The sequence below is a fragment of the Exiguobacterium acetylicum genome (assembly GCF_022170825.1).
Taxonomy (GTDB): Bacteria; Bacillota; Bacilli; order Exiguobacteriales; family Exiguobacteriaceae; genus Exiguobacterium_A; species Exiguobacterium_A acetylicum_B.
On the sequence record NZ_CP081878.1, the window covers coordinates 499,627 to 524,710 of the forward strand.

Below are 25,084 nucleotides of genomic sequence, written 5' to 3' on the forward strand. Positions count from 1 at the left end.
GCGAACCGTGTTATTACCTTTTAATGAATGGCGACATGTCTTTAAACTAGACCCAGCAAAACTAATCGATGATGCTAGCCTACAGGCGATTGCGACGTCCGGGACGGATGCGATCCTTGTCGGTGGAACAGATGATATCACCCTCGATGCGACGCTTGATCTCTTGATGCGTTTACGGCGGTATCCCGTTGCAGTAGCACTCGAAATTTCAGAACTTGAAGCCGCGACGATGGGATTCGATACGTATTTGACACCAACGGTCCTGAATGCCGGTACGTTAGAATATGTCGTTGAAAAACAGGTCGAAGCGTTAGAACAAGTCGGTCATATGCTCGCGCACGCTGATCTTGTCGGGGAAGGGTATATCGTCCTGAATCCTGATGCGAAGGTTGCGCATGTGACGCAAGCAAAACCATTAACGTTAGATGAGACTGTCGCTTATGCACAGCTAGCCGATAGCGTTTTCCGTTTGCCGGTTGTGTACCTCGAGTATAGTGGTGTCTACGGGGACCCGGGACGAGTAGCAGCCGTTCGCGATGTCTTGAAGCAGGCACGCCTGTTTTACGGTGGAGGAATCGACTCCGAGGAACGTGCACGTGAGATGCTGCAATATGCGGATACGATCGTCGTCGGGAACATCATTTATGAGGATTTAAAAGCAGCGCTTGCGACAGTCGCAGCGACACGATAAAATATAGGAACAAAAGTTCGGAATATAAGAAATGAGGATACTAATATGTTTAATTTGAGCGAACAGCTCGTCAGCGGACTAAACCCCGAGCAAGCGAGAGCAGTCAAGCATACGGAAGGACCACTGCTGATCATGGCAGGAGCGGGCTCCGGAAAGACACGCGTCCTGACACATCGGGTCGCTTATTTGATGGCGGCTAAACAAGTCGCACCGTGGAACATCCTCGCGATTACGTTTACGAACAAGGCGGCGCGGGAAATGCGAGACCGGATCGGTCGGTTAGTTGGTGGTGTCGCAAACGATATTTGGGTCTCGACCTTCCACTCGATGTGTGTCCGGATGTTACGTCGTGATATCGACCAACTTGGATATGACCGGAATTTCACGATTCTTGATTCGAGTGATCAGCAATCAGCGATCAAGCTCGTCTTAAAGGAACAAAACTTGGATCCGAAAAAATGGGATCCGCGTTCGATGCTGACAATCATCTCGTCGCAAAAGAATGAATTACGCAGTGCTGAATTCTACGCTTCGATCGTGACAAGTCCTTATGAGAAGACGGTTGCTGAAATCTATAAAGGATACGAAGCGGTCTTACGCCGGAACAATGCGCTCGACTTTGATGATTTGATCGGAAAAACGACGGAATTGTTTAAGAAGAGTCCGGATGTCCTAGCTTACTATCAGAAGAAGTTCCGCTACATTCATGTCGATGAGTATCAAGATACGAACAAAGCTCAGTACGATCTCGTCAACCTGTTGGCGTCGGGACATCAGAATCTCTGTGTTGTCGGGGACTCGGATCAGTCGATCTATCGCTGGCGTGGCGCTGACATCGCGAACATCCTTTCGTTCGAAGAGGATTATCCGAATGCAGCCGTCATCTTACTCGAGCAAAACTATCGTTCTTCCAAACGAATCTTGGAAGCAGCCAACCATGTCATCCAAAATAACTCGACACGCAAAGATAAAAAACTTTGGACGGATAATGATGAAGGTGAAAAGCTGATCGTCCATACAGCGGAGAATGAGCGTGAAGAAGCCTTTTATATCGTCCAAGAGATCCGGAACTCGCTTCGTTACGGGATGAAACTGAGCGATATCGCGATTTTGTACCGGACGAACGCACAATCGCGTGCGATCGAGGAAACGCTTCTTAAGTCGAACGTTCCGTACAAAATGATTGGCGGCACGAAGTTCTACGATCGTAAAGAAATCAAGGACGTGCTCGCTTATCTCCGTTTAATCTCGAATCCGAACGAGGACTTGTCCTTTGCGCGGATCGTCAACGAACCAAAACGCGGCATTGGCGCAACGACGATTGATAAGCTGCGTGATTTCGCTGATCTACAAGGCGTGTCATTGATGGAAGCGATTCGCGATATCGAATTGTCGAGTATCGCACCAAAGACAGCAGCGAAACTGACGGATTTCCGGACGATGATTCTCGGACTTAGCCAAATGCAAGAATTCATCAGTCTGTCGGAACTGGTCGAAGAAGTGCTCGAGAAATCAGGCTATCGTCAAGTACTGAAGGAAGATAAGACGCTTGAAGCACAGAGTCGTCTTGAGAACATCAATGAGTTCATCACCGTTGCGCAGAATTTCGAGAAGGAGACGGCAAAAGCGGATCCGGAAGATCGGACGATCATCGCCTTCTTGACCGATTTGACACTCGTCGCCGATGTCGATTCACTCGATGAGACAGATCCAGAGGAACAAGTCACGTTGATGACGCTCCACTCAGCAAAAGGACTCGAGTTCCCGGTCGTCTTCTTGATCGGGATGGAGGAAGGCTTGTTCCCACATAGCCGCTCGCTTCAAGATGAAGACGAGATGGAAGAAGAACGTCGCCTCGCGTATGTCGGAATTACACGTGCTGAGAAACGTCTCTACTTGTCACACGCGCGGATGCGTTCTCTGTACGGACGGACGAACGCGAACCAAGAATCACGGTTCCTAGCGGAGCTGCCAGAAGTCGTCATCGAGCGGACCGGTAAAAAAGCGAAGCCACTCCCATGGGAAGACCGTCCTGTCCCACAAGGCAAAGCCGTCATCGGTCGCTCGATCAGCAAACCAACAGCAATGAAGACGTCAGGTGCTGAGGCACTTGGTTGGTCCGTCGGAGATAAGGCAGAGCACGGGAAATGGGGACTTGGTACAGTCGTCCAGACTCGTGGTGAAGGGGATAATCTTGAAATTGATATCGCATTCCCAGCAGTCGGAATCAAACGATTGCTTGCAAAATTTGCACCGATTAAAAAGGTATGACGGGAGGTCCACAGATGGACGCAAGCCAGCGTATAGATGAGATTCGTCAAACATTGAACCGATACAGCTACGAATACTACGTACTGGATCAACCAACGGTACCGGATGCGACGTACGACCAATTGCTTCGTGAACTGACGGAGTTAGAAACAGAGCATCCGGAACTGATCACGCCGGATTCGCCGACACAACGCGTCGGAGCAGCACCGCTCGAAGCGTTCGAGAAGGTGACGCATGATTTACCGATGCTGTCACTCGGAAACGTCTTTGATGAGACAGAAATTCGCGAATGGGTCGCTCGGATCGAGCGGTCGCTCGGACGTTCGACGACGTATGTCGCCGAACTGAAATTTGATGGACTTGCGATTTCACTGAAATATGAAGACGGCCGATTCGTCCGTGGGGCAACGCGTGGCGATGGAACAGTCGGCGAAAACATCACGCAGAATCTACGGACAATCAAAGCGTTACCGCTTCGTTTGCAGGCAGAAGAGACAGTTGAAGTCCGCGGTGAGGCTTACATGCCGAAACAATCGTTCGAACGCTTGAATGAAGACCGGGCTAGCCGAGAAGAGACATTGTTCGCGAATCCACGTAACGCAGCAGCAGGTAGTCTGCGTCAGCTCGATTCATCGATTACAGCGTCGCGTAATCTGTCGTTGTTCGTGTATGGCGTCGGCGTCAATACGTTGACGGCACGTTCACATAGCGAAGCGATGGCACAACTGGCATCACTTGGCTTGCCGACGAATCAACATATGCAGACGTGTGAGACAGTGGAAGAGATTCTTGCCTACATCGCACATTGGACGGAAGCACGCGCGAGCCTGCCATATGAGATCGACGGAATCGTCTTGAAAGTCGATCGCTATGATGATCAGGAAGAGCTCGGCTTCACGGCAAAAAGCCCCCGCTTCGCGACAGCATATAAGTTCGCGGCGGAAGAAGTCATGACGACAGTCGAAGACGTTGATTTCAGTGTTGGGCGGACGGGGAAAGTCACGCCTCGTGCCCGTTTTGCACCGGTCGTCGTCGCGGGATCGACAGTGACGTATGCAACACTACACAACGCTGACTTCATCGCTGAAAAAGATATTCGCCTTCAGGACGCAGTTATCATCAAAAAAGCGGGCGATGTCATCCCGGCAGTCGTACAGGTCGTCACAGCAGAACGGACGGGGGAAGAGACACCAATTGTCTTCCCAACGCATTGTCCTGCCTGTCAATCGGAACTTGTCCGTCTCGAAGGTGAAGTCGATATTCGTTGTGTCAGTCCGGAATGCCCAGCGCAATTGATGGAAGGGATCATTCACTTCGTTTCGCGTCAAGCGATGAACATCGATGGTCTCGGGGAAAAAGTCGTTCGTCAATTGTATGATCATGAAGCAATTCGAACGATTGCCGATTTATATCGACTCGACCGTGACGAGTTATTGACGTTTGATCGGATGGGTGAGACGTCCGTTGATAAATTGCTTGCAGCGATCGAAGCCTCGAAACAGAACTCGGTCGAACGTCTACTGTTTGGTCTCGGAATCCGACTCGTCGGTCAAAAAGCGGCGTATCTTCTAGCGGAACGTTTTGATTCGTTAGCAGGGATTGCAGCTACAAGCTACGAGGAAATCGTCGCAATCGATGGTATCGGGGGAAAAATCGCGGATTCGATCGTGAAGTACTTCGAACATCCGGAAGCGCAGGCATTGATTCGAGATTTAGAACAACTCGGTGTCAATCAACGTTTCCTTGGTGAACGGGTCGATCAGACGAATGCACCGCTCGGTGGCAAAACGATCGTCTTGACGGGAACGCTCGAGAGCTTAAAACGGTCAGAGGCTGGGAAACGACTTGAGGCACTCGGTGCCGATGTGACAGGAAGCGTCAGTAAAAAGACGGATGTCCTCGTCGCAGGGGAAAAGGCAGGCTCTAAACTGACGAAAGCCGAATCGCTTGGCATTGAAATTTGGGATGAAGCCCGTCTATTAGAAGAACTAGCTAAACACGAAGCATGAGAAGAATGAATGAGAACAATCAAATAAAAAGGAAGGCGGGATTCCGCCTTCCTTTTTCGTGTTAGAGAACTTGTCACGAAGCAATCGTCTCGCTCCGAATCAAAGTACCTTGTTTGATGAGACGATTCGTTGCTGTTTCCGGCGGATCACACGTGATCAATGTAATCGTTGGAGAAGCGACGGATTGGTCGAGGACGGACAATGTCGTTGGTGTGACGAGGCGACTCGAAGTAATCCGGTACGTATAGCGATGCGTTTTTGTCGTGACAATAACGGTATCACCTTTCTTGACGTCAGGCAGACGATTGAAGTGGAGACCTTCCGTAAAACTTCGATGTCCGGCGAGTGCGTAATTGCCTTTCCCGGGTGAGCCAGTCTTTGGAATATGACCGATACTTCGGTCTAGGACAGCTGTTGTCGAGCCCTCTAAGATGACTTGCTCGAAATCAATGCTTGGAATCGAAAGCAGTCCAACACCTGATTTCGCGAGCGGTTGTTTCGTCTCTTTCGCATCGACGGTCTTTAGACTTTTCGTCCATTGTTCTTTTAAATTGGCTGCCTCCTGTTCGCGCTGATAGTCACTGATGAAGGGCCAAGCGATCAGAGCGATGCCTGCCAGTAGAAACAGCAGACCGATAAATTTACGACGTGTCATGAGAAAAAGTCCTTTCGAATACGCGAGGGCGCATCATCTTTTTTGAAAATCAGGGGAAAACTTGTCCTTCCCCGATGGAAAACGATTCTGTTATGATAAAGAGAACGATTTAAAAACATGGGGTGCAAATAGAGATGAACTATAAAACAGCAGTAGCGTTGACGTTATCAAGCACGTTATTTTTAGGTGCTTGTTCGTTCGACCTTTCGCCAACGAGCGATACAAAAGAAGTCATTACCGAAAGTGAACAAGGTAAAGAAGTCCAAGCCGTCGTCAGTCCAGCCATCGATACGACAGATTCGTATTACCGGACGGTCTTACCGTTTCGTCCGAGTGTTGCACGTGGAATGACGCAAAAACGTGTCAGTTCACGTCTTGAGCTCGATGAAATTGAAACGGGTTTAATGCGTCACTCGACACAATTTTTTGATCCGGAAAAATACTATTATCAAGAAGGTCAGTTACTCGAAGCCGACCAAATCGCGAAATGGTTGTTACGAAAAGGAAAAGCAGGCGATGGCGTCAGCGATCCAGAAGGTCTGAACCCTGCCTATACGTCTGGTAAGTCGTATAAAGAGAAAAACCAAAAGTCACCTATGATTCTATCGCATATCTTAGAACAAGACTATATGCTGGAAGAAGATAAGAAACTTGAACTAGGTGGAACATCGATTGCGCTTGTCCTAAACAGTGAGTATGTCTTCCAAGATGAAAATTATGGACCAACGTATACCGTTAAACTCGATGAAAAGAAAGTCGTCGCTGAAGGAAAGCGGATGGCGAACGATTTAGTCAAGAAAATGCGTAAGACACAAGGGATGAAGACAACACCGATTCATGTGGCGCTTTACCTCCAAGAAAAAGAAGGTTCACCGGTTTCTGGTCATTACCTTTCGTCTGCTTTCATCGGTCGCGGGAATCAAATCAGCGCGAACGACTGGAAGAACTACGATGAGCGGTATTACTATTATCCGTCAGCGCGCGCAACGAATGACGTGCGCGATGATGCCGCGAAGTTTGATTTGTTCAAAGACCGTCTAGAAGACTACTTCCCGAACTACACTGGTATGATGGGGGAAGGCTTCTATCAAGAAGATGAGCTCAAAAAGCTAGAGATGAAGATTCCGGTTCAATTTTACGGGAAAGCAGAGCTCGTCGCATTTGTTCAGTATGTGACCTATCTGCTTGAGAATCGTTGGGAGTACAACCGAAACATTCCGACGACGATCACCGTGACGAATTTGAACGGTGATACAGAAGCAATGCTGTTCCTTGATCCGGATACAAAAAAACCGATTGTCAAGATTCGCTGATTCCTTCATTTCACTAGTCTCTCTATCAACTTTACGAAGCGACATTTCCTGTTTAGTGGAATGTCGCTTTTTTGTATGACCAATGTAGAAAGAGAGAAGCGTATGAATAAGAAAGGAAGGGTATGGAAGAAGAATGACATTTTATTTCACTTTCCCATTTTTTAGATTTACGAAAGTCAGTAGGAGAGAGCATAATAAAAGAAGAACAGTTCTATATATAGGGACGACACGGTGATTGATGAATCGTCAGTTCTTTTAAAAAAGAAGATGATAAAGGGGAGATTTAGATGAAAGGCGGTATCTATTCACAAATCGGTGCAGTTCGAGAGGAACTACCATCGTCCTCACGAAAAGTCGCAGACTACGTATTGACGCATATGAACCAAATCGCACGTATGACGATTCACCAACTCGCAGAGGAGTCGGATACAAGTGCCGCTGCAGTCGTCCGCTTCTGCCGCGCGCTCGGATTAAAGGGATATCCAGAACTGCGGATGCGTATTTCTGCTGATACGGCACGGACGGATCTAAAAGGCTATCACGATATCGAAAAGGGTGAACGTCCCGTCGACTTGATTGAAAAAACGCTGAGTAACAGTATTCAAGCGTTACAGGATACTGCGAAGCAGTTAAATGATGAACGGATTGCGGATGCGATTGATGTGATTGATCAGGCACGGGCGATTTATTTTTACGGAATCGGGGCATCGCATGTCGTGGCAGAAGATGCCGCGCAAAAATGGACGCGTGTCGGAAAACTAGCGATTCAAGAAGCGGATCAGCATCTGCTTGCGACGATCTTAGCGAATGCACGACCGGAAGATGTCTTTTTTGCAATTTCCTATAGCGGGGAAACGGAAGAAGTCGTCGAGTTGATTCGTTTGGCGAAAATTCAAGGACTAAAGGTCATCAGTCTGACACGTTTCGGAGACAACCGGATCAGTCAACTAGCGGATATCGCCCTTTGGACGTCACGTGCACCGGAAGCACCGCTTCGTAGTGCAGCGCTCAGCTCAAGACTTGCCCAATTGTTTGCGATCGACGTCTTGTTCTTATCGTATGCTGCGGGACATTATGAAGACACACTCGAACGTCTTCAATACACACGGGAGAGCGTCAAGACATTGCACCAAAAGAAATAAGGGGGATACATATATGTCAGAACGAACAGCCGGACTAGACGCTTTGTATCCGGAGATGGTTGACCGACGTCGCTATTTACATCAGCACCCAGAGTTGTCGTTTCACGAAGTCGAGACCCCACGTTATATCGCGCAACATCTAGAAATGCTCGGAATCGAAGTCAAGACGGAGGTCGGCGGACGTGGTGTCGTTGGGTACATTCGTGGAGGGAAGCCAGGAAAAACCGTCGCATTACGGGCTGACTTTGATGCGTTACCGATTACGGATGGAAAAGATGTTGCCTATCGGTCAACAGTACCAGGGGTGATGCATGCGTGTGGACACGATGGTCACACTGCGACATTACTTGCTGTCGCGGAGACACTCATGCAACAGCGGGAATCGTTACCGGGGAATGTCATCTTGATTCATCAACATGCGGAGGAAGTCGTCCCAGGTGGTGCGCGTGATATGATTGCCGATGGTTGTCTCGAAGGCGTCGATGTCATCTTCGGAACGCATCTTTGGTCAACGATCGATCTGGGACACGTAGGTGTTCGGACGGGTCCGATCATGGCGGCAGCTGATAAGTTCGAGCTGATCCTTTATGGAAAAGGTGGACACGGTGCAAAGCCACACGAGACGATTGACGCTGTCTTACTCGGAGCGACGGTCGTCAAGGAATTACAATCAATTGTCAGTCGCCAACTCAATCCACTAGAGCCAGCAGTCGTGACCGTTGGAACGTTACATGCTGGGAATACGTTTAATGTTATCGCGGACCAAGCGACGTTGACAGGAACGGTCCGGACATTTAATGAAGCAACAGCGGATGAGATCATTGAGCGGATGGAACGGACGATCAAAGGAATCTGTGAGGCGGTCGGAGCGACGTATCAATTTACATACGAAAAAGGATATCCGGCTGTCGTTAACCATGCTGCACCTACCGCATTGATCGAGTCTGTCGCACGAGAAGTTCTAGGAGACGAGCGTGTATTTGAGATAGAACCGACGATGGGTGGTGAGGACTTCGCTTATTACTTGCAACACGTACCGGGCGCTTTCTTCTTCACAGGAGCCGGCGATGCGTCGTATCCACCGCATCATCACCCACAGTTTGATTTTAAAGAGCCGGCGATGCTCGACGCCGCACGTATTCTCGTCGAAGCAACATGGCGATATTTAGAACAAGCTACTGAAGTATGAAAAAATCGCTCGTCTTGACTTCCAAAAGGACTCAAGACGAGCGATTGTTGTTCTGCTTAACCTAAAATTTCTTGCACACGACCGACTTGTCCGTCTTCTAAGCGTACTTTAATCCCGTGCGGATGCTGCGGTGATTTTGTGAGAAGATCTTTGACGATCCCCTCTGTTCGTTTCCCTGTTCGTTGATCTTGCTTCAGCACGATGCTGACTTTAAGACCAGGCGTGATATTTTTACGTGTTTTACCATCCATCTGTAGATCCTCCCATCGTTCATTTTCTGTTTGGCTATCAGTATAACATGGTTCAGTCGGTGAAACTTGTTTGTCGCAAGGACGTAAAGTGAAAAGAGAACAGAATGTCAGAAAAAAGTTTGACTATATTTGACCAATTAGAAGACGACTTTTATAATTAAGGTAATGAAGTATAGGAAAAGGAAGTGAATTCGAATGGCAAAAGACTACTACCAAACACTCGGTGTCGCAAAGGATGCATCGAATCAAGATATTAAGCGCGCGTACCGCAAACTGGCGAAGCAGTATCATCCAGACGTCAATAAAGAGGCGAGTGCGGACCAGCGTTTCAAGGATATCCAAGAAGCCTTCGATGTGCTTGGAGATGAGGAAAAACGAGCGCAGTATGATCGATACGGCAGTAACTTCGACCAGATGGCAGGTGCTGGAGCTGGTGGCGCTGGAGACTACGAAGATCTGTTCCGACAGTTCGGAGGTGGTGGACGGACACGACCTGGACAATCGTTCGGATTTGAAGATATGTTCGGTTCGTTCTTCAGTCAGGAAGAGATGTCGACGGATGAAGAGCTTGAATTGACAGTTCCGCTGAGTCATCTCAGTACAAACGAAAAAGTCACGGTACGTCTTGCGACCGGTTCGATTCAATTGACGCTTCCAAAAGACGTCTATGATGGTAAAAAAGTACGATTGCGTGGAAAAAGTTCGATGCGTAACCGGCAAGGTGTTGCTGGAGATGTCTACGTGACGATTCATCTAAAGGATGACGATCAGTTCCGCCGGGTCGATCAAGACGTCATCTCGACCGTCCGTGTTCATCCGACGACGCTTGTACTCGGAGGAGAAGTCGTCGCAGATACGCTCGAAGGAAAACGAATCAAACTGAAGGTCAAACCGGGTACAAAACCAGGAGCCCGACTTCGGATTCCAAATCGTGGTCTCAGTCAATCAAACGGTCATCGTGGGGCGTTACTTGTCCAACTCGAAGTGAAGTTACCTGAGATGGACCGCGCCTTTTATGAAGAGTGGGAACGTCAACTTGCAGTGAAGGAGTGATCAAAGATGGATTTTGAACGTTTAACAGATCGGGCACATGAGGGAATCGTCTCTGCCCAAGCGATTGCGAAACAACGTCGTCACAGCGAAATCACAGAGTGGCATTTGCTGCTTGCCTTACTTGCTCAAGAAGAGGGAATCGCACGGGTCGTCTTTGAAAAGCTAAATCAACGAATTGAGACGTTGAATGCAGCGATTGACGATGCAATCGGGAAGCTTCCGGCTTTATCACAAGCGACGACGCCACGGATTGGCAGTTCGTTGCTGAACGTGTTGACGGAAGCGGAAACGGAAGCCCGTCTCATGCAGGACGATTATGTCTCCGTCGAACACTTGTTATTGTCACTGATCAAACAGTCGAGTCCAGCATCTCAATATTTACGCCGTCAAGGTATCACGGAAGAGACACTTCGGGAAGCAATCGTCAGCATGCGAGGAAATCGAAAAGTCACGACGAAAAATCCTGAAGAGACGTTTGATGTCCTGAAAAAATATGGACGTGATCTCGTAGCCGACTTCCGCTCTGGGAAAACGGATCCGGTTATCGGTCGCGATGATGAGATTCGACGTGTCATTCGGATTTTGAGTCGGAAGACAAAGAATAACCCTGTCTTGATCGGAGAACCAGGTGTCGGGAAAACGGCGATCGTTGAAGGGTTAGCACAGCGGATCGTCCGGGGCGATGTACCGGAAAGTCTGAAGAATAAACAGTTGTTCAGTCTAGACATGAGTGCACTCGTCGCTGGTGCGAAATACCGGGGTGAGTTCGAAGAGCGCTTGCAGGCAGTCTTGAATGAAGTCAAGGAAGCCGAGGGACAGATTCTCTTATTCATCGATGAATTGCATACAATCGTTGGTGCCGGGAAGACAGACGGCGCAATGGATGCCGGAAACATGCTCAAGCCGATGCTTGCACGTGGTGAATTGCACTGTATCGGCGCGACGACGCTTGACGAGTACCGGAAGTATATCGAGAAGGATCCAGCGCTCGAACGACGTTTCCAACAAGTACTCGTCGCTGAACCGGATGTCGAGGATACGATCTCGATTCTGCGTGGACTAAAAGAACGGTTCGAGATTCACCACGGTGTGCGAATCCATGACAATGCGCTCGTTGCAGCAGCGATGTTGTCTGATCGGTACATTACGGATCGGTTCATGCCGGATAAAGCAATCGACCTTGTTGATGAGGCATGCGCGATGATTCGGACCGATATGGAATCAATGCCAGCTGAACTCGATTCGCTCGTGCGTCGGGTCATGCAGCTCGAAATCGAAGAGGCGGCATTGAAGAAAGAAACGGATGAGGCATCCCGGAAACGACTTGCCGTCTTACAACAAGAACTCAGTTCTGTCCGGGAAGATGAAAGCGCACTTCGGACACGATGGGAGCGGGAAAAAGAGAGTTCGCAAAGTGTCCAACAGTTACGTGCGGATCTTGAGAAAGCGAAACTGGCGTTACAAGAAGCGGAAGGGCGTTATGACTTGAACCGCGCTTCGGAAATCAAGTACGGTCAAATTCCGGATCTTGAGGCACGTCTGAAAGTCGCGGAAGAATCATCTGAAAACGTCTCACACGAACTTGTTCGGGAAGCGGTGACGGAAGAAGAGATCTCCGATATCGTTTCCAAATGGACCGGCATTCCGGTGACGCGTCTTGCGCAAGGCGAACGAGAAAAACTGCTCTATCTCGAGGATACGCTTCATGAGCGTGTCTTTGGTCAAGACGAAGCGGTCCGTCTTGTTGCAGACGCTGTCATTCGCGCGCGAGCAGGCATCAAGGATCCGAATCGCCCGATTGGTTCGTTCTTATTCCTCGGTCCGACAGGGGTCGGGAAGACAGAACTCGCAAAAGCCTTAGCAGCCGCGATGTTCGATAGTGAAGATCATATCGTTCGGATTGATATGTCGGAGTATATGGAAAAACACAATGTCTCTCGTCTTGTTGGTGCGCCTCCAGGATACGTCGGTTATGAAGAAGGCGGTCAATTGACGGAAGCAGTCCGACGGAGCCCATATTCGGTTCTGTTGTTCGATGAAATCGAAAAGGCTCACGGGGATGTCTTTAATATCTTGCTTCAGTTGCTCGACGATGGTCGATTGACGGATGCGCAAGGACGGGTCGTCGACTTCAAGAACACGATCGTCATCATGACGTCAAACATCGGAGCACCCATCCTGCTTGAAGCCGCCAAAGATGGTGTCATCGATGCAGCGGAAGAGGAAGCCGTTCGCCAAGAATTGAAGCGCCACTTCCGACCGGAGTTTTTGAACCGGATTGATGATACGATTTTATTCCATCCGCTCCACCGGACGGAAATTGAACGAATCATCGATAAAGCGGTCGAGAAGATGACCTCGCGCTTATCGGGACGTGGCATCACGATTGATGTGACGGACGCTGCGAAGACATTGATTTTTGAAGAAGCGTTTGAACCACAGTATGGTGCGCGTCCGATCAATCGTTATATCCAGCGGACGATTGAGACGAAACTTGCCCGTGCCTTGATCAGTGGAGCGATTCAAGATGGTGCCCGGATTGCGATTGACGTAGAAGACGGCGAACTAGTCGTACACGGATGAAGCAGATGCTAGAAAAAGGAGTCGACTCGGCTGAAACGAGTCGACTCCTTTTAGCGTTTAAGGAAGAACCATATCCGTATTCGTCAGATGCGTGATAAGCTAGAAAAAAAAGAGAAAGAGGGAACGCCATGAATGTTACACAAGCCCAACTCGAGGAGTTGATTGAAGAATGCCGTCCGTATACGGTGCTTGGACAAGTTGCCAGTTATATTCCAGAGCTTGCGAAAGTCGACCCGACACAACTCGGGATTGCTGTCTGTAATGCTGACGGAACATTCGTTTCGGCAGGTGATGCGGATACGATGTTTACACTACAGAGTGTTTCGAAGATCATCACGCTCGCATTTGTTCTCGAGACGTTTGGAGAAGACTATGTCTTTTCAAAAGTTGGTATGGAACCGACCGGTGATGCGTTCAATTCGATTGCCAAGCTCGAAGAAACGATTCCAACAAAACCGTTGAACCCGATGATCAATGCAGGAGCATTAGCCGTAACGAGCATGTTACCAGGAACGGATGCTGCGGATAAATTACTGCAATTACGTCAATTCATCGCAAAACTATTGGATATTGAAGTAGAAATGGTAAAATATGACGCAGATGTTGCCGAATCAGAATTCGAAACGACGGATTTGAATCGGGCGCTGCTCTACTTCATGCGCTATCATGGCGTCATCGAAGGCAACGTCGAAGAGATCATCGACGTCTATACGAAACAATGTGCGATTTTGACGAACTGTAAAGGACTTGCCATGATGGGTAAAATTTTGAGTACATCTGGAAAAACACCATCTGGGCGTCAAGTCATCTCACGTCGTAATGCACGAATCATCCGAGCAATCATGACGACATGCGGCATGTACGATGCATCCGGAGAGTTTTCCGTCCAAGTCGGGCTTCCTGGAAAAAGTGGTGTGTCCGGTGCCGTCGTTGCCTGTGGTCGAAGTGATTTTGATATGGCAGATCTCGGGATTGGCGTGTTTGGTCCTTCCCTTGACGCAAAAGGGAATTCAATTGCGGGTACAAAGATGCTTGAACTACTCGTTCAACGTCATCCATGAGCGATTTTAATTTGATCAAGCTCAGTACGCAATTCGTCTTCTAAGCGCTTGATCTGACGCAACCGTTCTTCTTGATAAGCGGTTGGGACTTCAAATGACCGCCATCTTTCGAGTCGTTGATACGTGTCATTGATCTGTCCAAGTTGTGTCTGGGTTGCTTTTAGGCGATCGACAGCAGACTTCGGTTGATGCGTGTAGGGACGAAGGTACTCGACCGTATAACGGTATGCTTTTGTAGCAAGCCGTAATTCATGCATCCGTTCGACACGCTTCGTTCCATCCTTTCGTTGCATTTTTTCAAATTGTTCACGTTTTTTTTCATAGCGTTTCTCGGCGGCCTGAATCAGCTCTTTTTCTGACATCCGTTTGAGGCGCTTTGTCATCGGACCGGCTAAAAAGCGACGAACGGATCGATCCAGTTCATTTGAGATCAAGAGATGCATGGTCTCGATTAAAGTTGAACGTTTCCCTTGAAGTTGCAGAGCGACATGGTTTGCGAACAACTGATCGATTTCTGTTTTGTTTGAGGTTGCTTCCAGTTGTACGTCGAGGTCACGGACTTCGCCGAAAGCATGCATCAGCCGCTTCCAAATCAAATACACGGGTTCCTCCGTTAAATCGACCAATCGGGCGAATGTGATCAGTTTCCGTAACCGAATCCGCGCTTGATGGACATCTTCCGGATTTTCAAACGTTTGAGCCTCTTTGGCATAATGATTGAAGGTAGACCATGTCTCAAGCAGTTCGAAAGTCAGCTTTTCAGTATCTCGATGGTTCATGAGATGAATCCCTCCTCGGATTATTTTCGTAAGAGTTCAAGAGTGCTAGGTTTTAAAATTAAGGAGGACTCCTCCTGAAATGTGGTGGAAACATGTTAGAAACAGTTACGTTCTCAGGAAAGATGAAGCAATTCATGAAAATTTTCTTTCCCATCCTCGTAACGCAAGTCGCGTTTTACTTAATTAGTTTTTTCGATACGGTCATGGCCGGTCGATATGGTTCTGCTGATTTAGCAGGAGTCGGTGTCGGAGCAAGTCTCTGGGCACCCGTCTACACAGGACTGACCGGTATTCTACTTGCCGTCGCACCGCTCGTTTCCCAAGCGATGGGAGCGAAACGCGAGCGGGAAGTCAAACGGATTGTCATGCAGGCGTTGTACGTTGCTGTCGTGATCATTGGTTTGACCGTAGTCATCGGACTTATTGCTGTCAATCCGATTCTCGAACGGATGGAGTTATCAGCAGAGGCGCGTGAAGTCGCGCGAAATTATCTCGTGATGTTAGCACTCGGGATCGTACCGATGTTCGTTTTCTTCGTTTTACGAACACTCGTCGATTCATTAGGTAAATCAAATATCACGATGGTCTTACTACTAATCTCTTTACCCATTAACGTCCTTTTCAATTATCTATTCATCTTCGGAAGCTTCGGTTTTCCGGAACTTGGTGGAGTGGGCGCGGGAGTTGCGACTGCCATCACGTACTGGATTCTCTGTCTAGCAATCATTGCTGTCGTCTTCAAAGGAGAGTTGTTCCAACGCCTCGGCATTCTGCGGCGCTTTTATCGCCCAGACATGAAACGAATCAAAGAGTTGATTCTACTGGGTGCCCCGATTGGTCTCGCGATTTTTTCTGAAGTCAGTATTTTTTCAGCAGTCACGTTACTGCTCGGAGCATACGGGGATGTCATCATCGGCGCGTATCAAGCCGCGATCAACTTTGCTTCTTTCGTTTATATGATTCCATTATCTGCTGCGTCCGCTTTGACGATCACAGTCGGTTTTGAGGTCGGTGCCAAACGAATCAAGGACGCTGTCCAGTACGTCGTCATTGGATTGACGATGTGTGTTGCCGTCTCCTTGTTCTCCGGAATTTTATTGTACTTAAAGAATGAAGAACTTGCCGCTTTATATAGTCGTGATCCTCAAGTCATCGAAGCAGCCGCACACTTCATGATTTTAGCGATTTTCTTCCAACTGTCGGATGCCGTTGCTGCACCGACGCAAGGTGCATTACGTGGATTCAAGGATGTCAACGTCACTTTCTTGTTGACGATTGCTGCCTACTGGGTCATTGGACTACCATTAGGCTTTTATCTCGAACGCTATACGACGCTCGGACCAGATGGTTACTGGTGGGGACTGATCATCGGTCTTGCGGTCGGAGCGACACTATTGCTTGTTCGTCTTATGCATTTAATCCGTAAATCAAGGAGGATGGCAGCTTGAAATTCTCAAAACAACGGATCATGACGATTGCGAAGATCATCTTGCCAATCGTCTTGATTGGATTCATTTTTTATCAAGGTCAAAATGAATTACGAAGTCTCTCTTTACAAGAATCGATTCAAGCGATTCGTCAAGTCCCATCCTGGCAGTTCATCCTGTTGATTTTTGCCGGTCTCGCAGCGGTCTCGACGATGTTCTTTTATGACTTCTTCTTATTACGCTCGCTAGAGGCGAAAGCACCAATCGGACTAATTTTCCGAGCGTCCTGGATTGCGAACTCTTTTAACGGCATCATCGGATTTGGTGGTCTCGCTGGGATGGCAATCCGGTCCGCCCTTTATCGACCATTTGTTGAAGGCGGTCGTTTGTTAAAGGCAATTGGCTGGATGGCACCAACGTTGATCAGTGGATTATCGATTTTATCTGCCTTATCCCTGTTACACGTTTTTCCAGCGTTCGAAGTACTCGATTTAAAAAAATGGCTGTGGCCTGTCATCATTGGTGTCGCCTTTTTCTTTCCACTCTATTTGCTGTTCTCATTTCGACGAGGCAATAGCAGTATCCATCCGAAATCAATTGCGTTATACTCGCTTGTTTCATTAGCAGAATGGTTCAGTGCTGGTGTTGTCGTCTATCTTATTTTGGCGGCGCTCGGAACGGATGTCAGTTTTGCAAAAGTCATCGGCGTCTTCATCATCGCCGCGACAGCGGGATTGATTTCGATGGTACCTGGTGGATTTGGTTCGTTTGACTTAGTCTTTTTAATCGGCATGCAGCGTGCCGGTGTTGAAGAAGGCATCGTCTTAACGGGATTATTAATTTACCGCCTTGTCTACTACTTGATTCCGTTCCTGATCGGGGTTGTCTTCTCTGCTCGGGAATTCAGTGGTCCTGTCGTCAAGATGATCGAAGACAAACCAATCGTTGGTCCGTCGTTTGAGGTCGGAGGCGTCATTTGGCGTTTGCAACTGCGATTCCTTAGTAAAATTCGTCACTTCACACTCGCGTTGATCACGCTCGTTGCCGGAATTACGATTTGGGGACTAGCCATTTTACCGCCGGTCTCGACGCAATATGAATATTTGGAATCGAAATTACCACACGAAGCGCTGTTGCTTGCGAATAGTTTCTTTTTAATGGGAGGATTGTTGTTTGTTCTCCTATCGACAGCACTGTATCGTCGAACGAAACGTGCATTGTACATGACGTACGGTGCAGCGTTCTTCGCTTTGGTCGGAATGGCGCTACGCGGCTTTAACTTGATTTCCTTCCTTGCTGTCGTCATCGTCCTCGTGTTGCTACTCATGTCGCGTAAGGCATTTCACAGGGAACGGACGCTCATTACGACGACGCGCTTCATCCGTGTTGCATTCGTTGGGCTCCTTTACATCGGTGGCTTCGTTTTCTTCGGATATGCGTTTTATACGCTGGGATCAGCAGACGGAACAAAAGTGTATCCGGCACACGAAATCTTCATGTTTGCAGCGAGTGCCTCTATCTTTGCACTCGTGTATGTTCTCGTCTTCATCCGCTTATTCAACACATTTAATCAACCGGTACTTGGTGAACGTTTCGATGCTGAAAAAATCGAGTCGGTATTACACGAGCAAGGTGGGAATTATTTGAGCCATCTCGCGTTTCTAGGAGATAAACGTTTCTTCTTCTCAGAGTCAGGACGTTCATTCATCCAGTTCAGTCAGACAGGAAATCGAATTATGATGCTCGGCGATCCGAGTGGATATCCGAAGGAACATTCGCAACTCATTGCGTCCTTCCTGCGTCGGGTCGAAGATCTTGGATATATTCCGAACATCTATCAGATCCAAGCACAAAATATGTCGCTCTATCATGATTTTGGCTTTAACTTCTTTAAGCTTGGAGAAGAAGCGATTGTCGACATTCCGTCCTTCACTGTGTCAGGGAAAAAGCGGGCTGGACTTCGGTCGATCAAAAATCGCTTCGAACGAGAAGGTATGACGTTTGAAGTAATCGAGCCTCCATTCTCGGATACGTTGTTAGCGGAACTTCAGGAGGTCTCTGATGAGTGGTTAGGGGATAAGTCTGAGAAGGGTTTCTCGCTCGGTTATTTTCATGAGCCGTACTTAAACCGAGCACCGATTGGCATCATGCGTGAGGCGGAAGGACGATTGATTGGGTTCATGACATTCATGCCTGCGTACCAAGAAGGTGTTCTATCGATCGACTTGATGCGTTTTCGACCAGACGGACCGAACGGAATCATGGATGCGATGTTCATCCGATTGTTCGAGTATGCGAAGGAAGAAGGCTACCACACGTTCAACATGGGAATGGCTCCGCTCTCGTCTGTCGGTGAGGACGAGACGTCCTTCTGGCAAGAACGTGTAGCAGCGGATGTTTTCAATAATATTCGCTACATGTACAGTTTTACGGGTCTACGACGTTACAAAGAAAAGTACGATCCGAAATGGGAAGGACGATACCTGGCTTACCGGAAGCGTCAATCGTTACCGATGGCGATTCTAAAAGCAACACGTCTGATTTCCCGAAAAAAAGACCGAATTTTATTACCGTGATCGACTGACGCATGAAGACGACTGTCGACGGGTATACAAAGGGCGACCGCTTGTCTACAGACAAACGGAATCGTCCTTTTGTATTTTATAATGAAATGTACAAAGGTCTATACAACTAGAATTAATCGCGTTATACTAAATACGGAAGCAAGTCATGGTACGGATAGAGAAAGGATGACGACAGATGACAGTAATCATCAATGCCCGAATTTATACGGGAGAGCAGACGATCGAAGACGGCTTCATTCGTTTCGAACGGACAATTGAGGCGATTGGTCCAATGTCGGTATTCGAGGAAATGGCAGGAGAAGAGACGATCGATGCGCACCATCAATCGCTCATTCCTGGAATGATCGATGTGCATATTCATGGCGGATATGATGTCGATGTCATGGATGGAGATGCTAAGAGTTTGCGTCATTTCAGCCAGCAGATGTTACAAGAAGGCGTGACCTCGTTTTTAGCGACGACGATCACGCAGGACTGGGAAAACATTACGCAAGCGCTTGAGACGGTCCGAGAAGTCGTTGCGCAAGACGATACAACGATTGTCGGCGTCCACCTCGAGGGACCATTCATCAATCCCGATTATGCGGGCGCACAGCCGCATGAACATATCGTTGAACCGGATGTCGAGCAGTTCTTAAAGTGGCAGCAAGCTTCTGGGAACACAATCAAGTTCGTGACATACGCCCCGGAGCGTCCGGGAGCACGTGCGTTCGAGGAAGCAGTACGATTGACAGGTGCGATTCCGTCAGCCGGGCATACGGACGCGACGTACGCACAAAATCAAGCCGGTCACGTCACGCATGGTACTCATCTCTATAATCAAATGCGGGCACTGCATCATCGAGAACCGGGAACGGTCGGGTACTGTCTCCTGACCCCGGATGTTTATGCAGAAATCATTCCGGATGGGATTCATAGTGCACCGGAGATGGTGGATTTCGCCTATCGAATGAAAGGTGCAGACCGACTGATCGTCATAACGGATGCAATGCGTGCAAAAGGATTAGCTGATGGTGAATATGAGTTAGGTGGTCAGGCTGTATTCGTTCGAGACGGTGCAGCACGCCTTGAAAACGGTAGTTTAGCTGGAAGCGTCCTGACGATGGACGCTGCATTACGAAACATCATCGCCTATACCGGCTGTTCGCTTGAAGAAGCCGTCCGCATGACATCGGTCAATGCGGCAAAAGAGCTTCAATTAAATCAAAAGGGAAGTCTTGCGGTCGGTAAAGATGCAGATATCGTCTTGCTCGACGAGGCGTTACAGATTAAAGAAACGATTCATCGTGGTACGCGTCATCGGATCACGAACGGAAAGGGGTCTACCTCATGAAATGGATGATCGTAGAAAAAGGAGAAGAATTAGCGCAGGTGGCATATCAATTTTTAAAACAGGAAATTGAACGGCACCCGGAAGGTTTGACGGTAGGACTGGCAACAGGCAGTTCACCAGTCGGCGTTTATGAAGAATGGCGGAAGGATTCGCTTGACTGCCGACATGTGACGACGGTCAATCTAGACGAATATGTCGGTCTCAGTCCAGAACATCCACAAAGTTACCATACGTTCATGCAAGAGCATCTATTTAACGATGTTGCGTTTAAGGAATCATTCGTTCCGATCGGCAACACGGAAGATCCGGTTCAAGAAAGTGAACGATATGAATCACTCGTTCGCAATCGGGGAATCGATATTCAATTGCTTGGAATCGGGGCGAATGGACATATTGCGTTCAATGAACCAGGGACGCCATTTGATGCTAAGACACACGTAACAGAATTAACGGAGTCGACGCGAGAAGCGAACCAACGTTTCTTTGATCGACTCGAAGAAGTACCAACAAAAGCGATCACGATGGGAATCGGTACGATCATGGAGGCGAAAAAGATTCTTCTCGTCGCATCTAGTGAACGGAAGGCAGAAGCAGTCCACGATATGATGGAAGGGATCGCCACAACGGACTGCCCGGCGACCGTACTCAAACGTCATGCGGATGTCATGGTGATCTTGGACGAAGAAGCCGCATCTTTATTGTCAGATGACGCTAAACGTACGGGACGAGCAGCTTATCTGAATTTCATGAAAGTGTGACGATGAGAGGGCAATGAATCAAAAGAGATTGAGCCAATCAATGGATTGACTCGATCTCTTTTTTTGATTCTGTTGAGCCTAGTCTTATGCGATTTGTTATTTTGACAGAAAGGAATCATTAAGACATATATCGAAAACATACCTTCTCATGATGCGAAGCACTCGGAATCAAGGATTTCTTCAGTACAGTCATTCTATTCGATTTGTTTAATCGAAACGTAAATTGACATTTCATTAAATGTACGGATAATGGAGATTAGCGAACTTTACGGAAAATTTACATGAAAATGAGGGTTTACATGATGGAAACGCGATCCGCACGAAAGAGACAGCCAAGTGCTGGCAAGATGTTCATGAAAGTCATCGCTGCACTCGTCCTGCTTGTCACAATCATCGGTTCTGGTTACGCTGGAGCTGTTTTTATTAAAACGCAAGAAACATTGGCAAAGACGCAGATTAACATTCCCGGCTCAAAAGTGAGTTCTAAATATGATGATGTCCCGTCTGAATCGTTCTTGATTCTTGGGACGGATGAAACGAAAAAAAGTAAAGAACGGAATGAACCGGCGCGATCAGATGTCATGATTGTCGGGATTTTGAATAAAAAAACGGAACAATTGGTGCTAACGAGTATTCCACGCGATTCACTCGTCAACATTGATTATTCAAAATACGATGTACCGTACGGTAAAACAGGTGTAGAGCAAGATAAAATCACTCATGCCCATTATTTCGGTTCGATGGATCAATCGAATTCTTATAATGGCATTAAGTTAGCGCGTGAAACGACAGAGAATCTGCTTGGTATTCAAATCGATCACGTCGTCAAAGTCAACTTCCAAGGATTCGTTCAATTGATTGATGCATTGGACGGCGTCGACATTGATGTGCGTTATGCGTTCAAAGAGCAAGACTCTAAACGTAAAGCGGGTACCGTCACTGTTGATAAAGGCATGCAACATCTAACAGGCGAACAAGCACTCGCTTACGTCCGAAACCGTCATGATGATCCACTCGGTGATATCGGTCGGGGTCAAAAACAGATGCAAGTCATTCAAGCGGTCGCAAAAGAAGCGGCAAGCTTCCGTTCACTCAGTGCGTACCGTGATATTTTAGATGCTGTTGGCGATAACGTCGAAACGAACTTAGGTCCAAATGATTACACCCGTTTAGCGGACTTCACGGCAGCCCTACGGAATACGACAGAATATCAACTTGCTGGAGAAGGATATATCGGGATCAGCGGGAAATGGGAATATCATCTCGACCCGAACCAACTAGAGCAAGTGAAAAGTAACTTAGCAAAAGCAATGCAAGGTCAAGAAGTTGAACCAATCAAGGAAGAGACGGATCCTGCACAAAGTACGACAGAAGAACCAGTGACGGAAACAGAAGCGGTTCCTGCACAATAATTAACGTTAAAAATCCCTTTGTATCATCGTCACTGTACGACGATACAAAGGGATTTTTAGCGTTGTCGTTCCATTTCGACAGTGAAGGTATAACGGTCTCCCCGATAAGCAGAGATAACGTATTCGAATGGTTGCTCCGTTGCAAGATAGGTCAGTTGTTCAACAGATAGGACAGGCGAAGCGGTCGATAATCCAAGATGACCAGCCTCTTCTTTTGTTGCAAGGCGTGATTCGAACGTTTGACTTGCGCGTCCGAGATTTAATCCGCTTGCTTCAGCAAAAGCATATAACGAAGCGGTCGCAACGTCTTGATCAAGTCCAGGTAGGAGTTGTTCTGGAATATAGACGGTTTCAAGAGCAAGCGCTTGCTCATCAGCGATTCGTAAACGTTTCAGTTCATAAACAGTTGCCCCTTCACGAATTCCTAATTTATTCGCAATCGTCATCGAGGCGTCGATGATTTGATACGAAAGGAGCGCACTAGTTGGCTCAAGTCCGAGGTGTTCCATCTCTTCTGAAAAACTCGTTAATCCGGATAGTTGCATGACGATTTTTTTATTCGCGACGAATGTTCCCCGTCCTTTTTGACGAATCAAGTAACCCGCGTTGACTAAGTTCGAGATAGCTTGGCGAACCGTCATTCGGCTGATTTGATGCGCCTCGGCAAATTCGCGTTCGGACGGAATCAAATCGCCAGGTTGAAGGGCGCCGCTTTCAATTTGTTGTTTTAAGGCTGCTTCGATTTGATAGTAAATGGGGAGTGGTGAATTTTTATTGATATGCTGAATCACGGCATTTCGTCCCTTCGCGATCGGTAGTCTTTCATCTAGTGTACTAGGAAAAAGCCAAGCCGACAAACGATTCTGGATGAAATATGGCATAATACAGAGTGAAACTGACAGAGAAAGGTGGTCGAGGCATGCGCCCCGAACAAATAGAATCCGATGTCCGGACCTTTCAGACATCCATTCGCGCAACAAAACAAGTAGATGGCTATTGGGTTGCTTTAGAGAAAAGTTACTTTTATCCGGAGAGTGGTGGACAACCAGCGGATCGTGGTACCTTAAACGATCAGCCTGTCCTTGACGTTCAAATCGAAGATGGCGTCGTCTGGCATCAACTGGCGACTCCACTTACAGGTGACGTCACAGGAATCGTGGATGATGCGGTCCGGATCGACCATGCAGCTCAGCATACGGCGCAACATGTCATCTCTGCGATCTTACAAGATGAGTCTCAGATTAAAACGCTCAGCTTTCGGACGGGAAGTGAGGTCTCGACGCTTGATATCGAGACACCCGAATGGACAGCTGTGCAACAAGAACAGTTAGATCGACGGTTACGTCAGGTGATTGAACAAGGGTTGCCGATCACGGCGACCGAGTATGACGAGACGGAAGCACTTCAATTACCATTACGAAAGACACCACAAGTTGAAGGACGGATTCGAGTTGTTCAAATCGGGACACTCGATTATAGTGCCTGTGGTGGAACACATCTTGATTCAACGGCACAACTCGAGTTCATTCTCTTTACTGGAGTCGAACGGATTCGTGGGAACATTCGTCTGTCTTACGTCGCAAAGGAACGAGCCTATCAACTTTTGCAAGCAGAACGTCATGCCTTGCGAGAAGCATCACAAGCCTTATCGATTAAACCAGTTCAGATCCTAGAAGCAGTCCAAGCGTTACAGGACGATCAGAAACGATTAACGAAACAAGTTGAACAAGCTCATGCGCAAATCGCTGCTCTCACACTTGCGAACGCTCTAGATCAACAAGAAGGGATTCTTGTGTTTGAACATCTGGATGAAGAAATCACGGTTTCTGAGCTACTCGCTAAAGCGATTCAAGAAGCGGGACGCGTCGGCGTCGTCTGGAACGAAACGTCGAATAAGTTATTAATGAGTAGCACGGGCGAACCACATCTCGGAAAATTCGCCAAAGCACATGTCCAATCATTTAATGGACGTGGTGGTGGAAGTGCAATCCAAGCACAAGCACAATTTACGAATCGGGATGATGCGATGGCATATGTCGATCGATTACGGGAGGAATATCAGTTATGACAGTGATTCAAGTACGTACAGCAGAACAACATCAAGCCGTTCGGATGATTCGTGAACGGGTCTTCGTTGAGGAACAAGGCGTACCACGCCATCTTGAATACGATACACATGATGAAACAGCGATTCATCTGCTTGTCTTAGATGAGCAGAGCCGCCCAGTCGCGACGGGGCGCACACGTCCATATGACGACCAACGGATGAAGGTAGAGCGTGTTGCGACGCTGTCGACAGCGCGAGGAAAAGGATACGGTGGCGAGTTGATGCAGGCGATGGAACGTGTGGCACGTCGCGAAGGCAAACAATTGCTAACGCTCGGTGCACAAGTCCAAGCGATCCCGTTTTATCAAGGGCTTGGCTATACGATCGTCTCCGATGAATTCGACGATGCAGGCATCCCGCACCGGACGATGGAGAAGAAAATGTAATCAAATTTGAAAGAAATCCTGCAAAAAGGGTTTCTTTTTTTTGTTTTCTATGTATATATATAATTCATAATGAATTTTT

General features: G+C 47.9%; 20 protein-coding genes. 16 read left to right on the top strand and 4 right to left on the bottom strand.

The features are described 5' to 3' along the window. The first annotated feature begins 7 nt into the window (after positions 1-7). From K6T22_RS02625 to ligA, 3 genes are read left to right on the top strand one after another with little or no spacing between them, the layout of a single operon-like run. Positions 8-691, top strand: a complete 684-nt coding sequence (locus K6T22_RS02625; RefSeq protein ID WP_238238770.1) for a heptaprenylglyceryl phosphate synthase — start codon at positions 8-10, stop codon at positions 689-691. A gap of 45 nt (positions 692-736) precedes the next feature. Continuing rightward, the gene (gene pcrA / locus K6T22_RS02630; protein WP_238238772.1) at positions 737-2,962 is read left to right on the top strand and encodes a DNA helicase PcrA; all 2,226 of its coding nucleotides are present in this window, start codon (positions 737-739) and stop codon (positions 2,960-2,962) included. 14 nt (positions 2,963-2,976) lie between these two features. After that, positions 2,977-4,971: an NAD-dependent DNA ligase LigA gene (gene ligA, locus K6T22_RS02635; RefSeq protein ID WP_238238773.1), complete on the top strand. Its 1,995-nt coding sequence runs from the start codon at positions 2,977-2,979 to the stop codon at positions 4,969-4,971. 73 nt (positions 4,972-5,044) lie between these two features. On the opposite strand, the gene K6T22_RS02640 is transcribed toward ligA, so the two are convergent. Further along, complete coding sequence (locus K6T22_RS02640) at positions 5,045-5,626, bottom strand: class D sortase (protein WP_238238774.1); 582 nt, start codon at positions 5,624-5,626, stop codon at positions 5,045-5,047. A 134-nt stretch (positions 5,627-5,760) separates the two neighbouring features. Between K6T22_RS02640 and K6T22_RS02645 the strand changes: the two genes are divergently transcribed. The 3 genes from K6T22_RS02645 (at position 5,761) to K6T22_RS02655 (ending at position 9,270) form a co-directional block, all read left to right on the top strand. Next, positions 5,761-6,939: a CamS family sex pheromone protein gene (locus K6T22_RS02645; protein ID WP_238238775.1), complete on the top strand. Its 1,179-nt coding sequence runs from the start codon at positions 5,761-5,763 to the stop codon at positions 6,937-6,939. Between the two features lie 287 nt (positions 6,940-7,226). Next, complete coding sequence (locus tag K6T22_RS02650; RefSeq protein ID WP_238238776.1) at positions 7,227-8,081, top strand: MurR/RpiR family transcriptional regulator; 855 nt, start codon at positions 7,227-7,229, stop codon at positions 8,079-8,081. A 13-nt stretch (positions 8,082-8,094) separates the two neighbouring features. Beyond that, a complete protein-coding gene (locus K6T22_RS02655; protein WP_238238777.1) occupies positions 8,095-9,270 on the top strand; it encodes a M20 metallopeptidase family protein in 1,176 nt (391 codons plus the stop codon). Positions 9,271-9,326: 56 nt separating this feature from the next. On the opposite strand, the gene K6T22_RS02660 is transcribed toward K6T22_RS02655, so the two are convergent. Next, complete coding sequence (locus K6T22_RS02660; RefSeq protein WP_023467094.1) at positions 9,327-9,521, bottom strand: YwbE family protein; 195 nt, start codon at positions 9,519-9,521, stop codon at positions 9,327-9,329. Between the two features lie 195 nt (positions 9,522-9,716). Here K6T22_RS02660 and K6T22_RS02665 point away from each other — a divergent pair, with 195 nt between their 5' ends. From K6T22_RS02665 to glsA, 3 genes are all read left to right on the top strand, one after another. After that, on the top strand, positions 9,717-10,574 hold the full coding sequence (locus K6T22_RS02665; RefSeq protein ID WP_238238778.1) for a DnaJ C-terminal domain-containing protein: 858 nt from the start codon (positions 9,717-9,719) through the stop codon (positions 10,572-10,574). A 6-nt stretch (positions 10,575-10,580) separates the two neighbouring features. Further along, on the top strand, positions 10,581-13,157 hold the full coding sequence (clpB, locus tag K6T22_RS02670; RefSeq protein ID WP_238238779.1) for an ATP-dependent chaperone ClpB: 2,577 nt from the start codon (positions 10,581-10,583) through the stop codon (positions 13,155-13,157). Positions 13,158-13,285: 128 nt separating this feature from the next. Beyond that, positions 13,286-14,218, top strand: coding sequence for a glutaminase A (gene glsA, locus K6T22_RS02675; protein ID WP_023467099.1), 933 nt, complete (start codon positions 13,286-13,288; stop codon positions 14,216-14,218). On the opposite strand, the gene K6T22_RS02680 is transcribed toward glsA, so the two are convergent. Next, a complete protein-coding gene (locus tag K6T22_RS02680; RefSeq protein ID WP_238238780.1) occupies positions 14,209-14,997 on the bottom strand; it encodes a CHAD domain-containing protein in 789 nt (262 codons plus the stop codon). The genes glsA and K6T22_RS02680 overlap by 10 nt on opposite strands. A 92-nt stretch (positions 14,998-15,089) precedes the next feature. On the opposite strand from K6T22_RS02680, the gene K6T22_RS02685 reads away from it, so the two are divergent. The 5 genes from K6T22_RS02685 (at position 15,090) to K6T22_RS02705 (ending at position 22,512) form a co-directional block, all read left to right on the top strand. Continuing rightward, positions 15,090-16,445 (top strand): MATE family efflux transporter, encoded by a 1,356-nt coding sequence (locus tag K6T22_RS02685; RefSeq protein WP_238238781.1) that lies wholly within the window; start codon positions 15,090-15,092, stop codon positions 16,443-16,445. Next, positions 16,442-19,000: a bifunctional lysylphosphatidylglycerol flippase/synthetase MprF gene (gene mprF, locus K6T22_RS02690; protein ID WP_238238782.1), complete on the top strand. Its 2,559-nt coding sequence runs from the start codon at positions 16,442-16,444 to the stop codon at positions 18,998-19,000. Before K6T22_RS02685 ends, mprF begins: the two co-directional genes overlap by 4 nt. Before the next feature lie 184 nt (positions 19,001-19,184). After that, positions 19,185-20,342 carry an N-acetylglucosamine-6-phosphate deacetylase gene (gene nagA, locus K6T22_RS02695; RefSeq protein ID WP_238238784.1) on the top strand — a complete coding sequence of 386 codons (1,158 nt, stop codon included), beginning with the start codon at positions 19,185-19,187 and terminating at the stop codon, positions 20,340-20,342. Continuing rightward, positions 20,339-21,100, top strand: a complete 762-nt coding sequence (nagB, locus tag K6T22_RS02700) for a glucosamine-6-phosphate deaminase (RefSeq protein WP_238238786.1) — start codon at positions 20,339-20,341, stop codon at positions 21,098-21,100. Before nagA ends, nagB begins: the two co-directional genes overlap by 4 nt. A gap of 299 nt (positions 21,101-21,399) precedes the next feature. Next, positions 21,400-22,512 carry an LCP family protein gene (locus K6T22_RS02705; RefSeq protein ID WP_238238787.1) on the top strand — a complete coding sequence of 371 codons (1,113 nt, stop codon included), beginning with the start codon at positions 21,400-21,402 and terminating at the stop codon, positions 22,510-22,512. A 56-nt stretch (positions 22,513-22,568) separates the two neighbouring features. Here the strand turns inward: K6T22_RS02705 and phnF are convergent, their stop codons facing one another. Then, positions 22,569-23,303, bottom strand: coding sequence for a phosphonate metabolism transcriptional regulator PhnF (gene phnF, locus K6T22_RS02710; protein ID WP_238238789.1), 735 nt, complete (start codon positions 23,301-23,303; stop codon positions 22,569-22,571). Between the two features lie 128 nt (positions 23,304-23,431). On the opposite strand from phnF, the gene K6T22_RS02715 reads away from it, so the two are divergent. Both K6T22_RS02715 and K6T22_RS02720 read left to right on the top strand, forming a co-directional pair. After that, positions 23,432-24,580, top strand: a complete 1,149-nt coding sequence (locus K6T22_RS02715; RefSeq protein ID WP_238238790.1) for an alanyl-tRNA editing protein — start codon at positions 23,432-23,434, stop codon at positions 24,578-24,580. After that, the gene (locus tag K6T22_RS02720) at positions 24,577-25,005 is read left to right on the top strand and encodes a GNAT family N-acetyltransferase (RefSeq protein WP_029340768.1); all 429 of its coding nucleotides are present in this window, start codon (positions 24,577-24,579) and stop codon (positions 25,003-25,005) included. The genes K6T22_RS02715 and K6T22_RS02720 overlap by 4 nt, the downstream gene beginning before the upstream one ends. Positions 25,006-25,084: the final 79 nt, after the last annotated feature.